The following is a 1,613-nucleotide window of genomic DNA, read 5'->3' on the forward strand; positions in this document are numbered from 1 at the left end:
ATTATGGCCACAAGATCCTATGAGGAGGGTGGATAGCGACCTGCGCTGTGGCAAAGGTGAGGTTGCTAAACCCTAGACATCCTACCTTGGAGGCCGAGCATGCCCGTTGCAGCACACCGACCCGATGCGTTGACCGCCATCCGCACTGATCTTGGCGCAATTTTCGTCTCGTTGGAACTCAGCCGCTCGAAATGGCTGATCACCTCGCTGTCGCCGGGCGCTGGCGAGAAGATGTCGAAACACGCAGTGGCGGCCGGCGACGTGGCCGGCATGCTGGCGCGGTTTGCCGAGCTCAACCGGAAGGCCGAGGCGCGGACCGGGAAATGCTTTCCGATCATCGTCGTCCAAGAGGCTGGGCTCGACGGCTTTTGGATCCACAGGGTGCTGCAGGCCGAAGGAATCGAAAGCCACGTCGTCGATCCGGCCTCGATTGCCACCTCACGCCGGCGGCGTCAGGCAAAGACCGACAAGATCGACGGCGAGGCGCTGGTGCGCGCGCTGCTTGCCTATAAGAGGGGCGAGCCGCGCGTCTGCGCCATGCTGCGGGTGCCCACCCCCGAGGAAGAGGACCGCCGCCGCCTCTCGCGTGAGCGCAAGGCCTTGACGAACGAGCGGACCCGCCATGTCAACCGCATCAAAGGCCTGCTGTTTGCACAGGGTGTCTCCGGCTACGAGCCGTTGCGGCGCGATCGGCGCAGGTGCCTTGAGGCGCTGAAGACCGGCGACGGGCATCCGCTGCCGGACCATCTGAAGCAGCAGATTGATCGCGAACTCGAACGGCTGGAGCTGCTGATGGAACAGATCAAGGCGGTCGAGGCCGAGCGCGACGCCATGCTTGCGACCGAGCAGAGTGCCTCGCCAGCCCCGGCCATGCTGCTCGACCTGAAGGGCATCGGGCAGGAGTTTGCCGCCGTGCTGTGGACGGAGGGCCTGTCGCGGCACTACGACAACCGACGACAGCTGGCCGCCTACGCCGGCCTGGCGGCGACCCCCTGGCAAAGCGGCTCCGTCTCACACGACCAGGGCGTTTCGAAATCCGGCAATCCAAGGCTGCGAACTACGCTGATCCAGCTCGCGTGGCTATGGCTGCGCCATCAATCGCAATCGGCGCTCTCCTTGTGGTTCAAGGAGCGGGTGAAGCAGAACGGCGGGCGTCTCAAGAAGGCGACGATTGTGGCGCTCGCCCGCAAGCTCCTCGTGGCGCTGTGGAAATACGTCAACGCCGGCGTCGTCATCGAGGGGGCGGTCATGAAGAGCGCCTGATGCCGATTGCCGCTCACCCATGGAATGTGAACTAAGCACTTCTTCCAGGGCCTGATCAGTCCTGGCGGATCCAGGTGGACGAACCGAAGGTTGGGATGGCCTGAAATGCCCCGCCACAAGAATGGTCCCGTCCTCCTGAGCCCGTACCCGCCGCAAGCGGGATGTTGGTGCCGCTGTTTCGAGCAGCGACCGTATATAAGTTGGATTGGGCTCGGATAAACGGGCCGCGTCATGCCATCGGGCTCAGACCATGGATTCCGCAACACATCGAGAAGGTGAAGAAATGTTGCCCTGACACACCCGTTCCGTCTTTACCTTCCTCATATAAGCTCAACCTGACGACGGGCAGG

General features: G+C 63.2%; 1 protein-coding gene. It reads left to right on the forward strand.

Annotation, left to right across the window (positions count from 1 at the left end):
• Positions 1–99 precede the first annotated feature (99 nt).
• On the forward strand, positions 100–1,263 hold the full coding sequence (locus NKI49_RS33140) for an IS110 family RNA-guided transposase (RefSeq protein ID WP_352608409.1): 1,164 nt from the start codon (positions 100–102) through the stop codon (positions 1,261–1,263).
• Positions 1,264–1,613 lie beyond the last annotated feature (350 nt).

The sequence above is a fragment of the Mesorhizobium sp. M0587 genome (assembly GCF_040320945.1).
Lineage (GTDB): Bacteria > Pseudomonadota > Alphaproteobacteria > Rhizobiales > Rhizobiaceae > Mesorhizobium.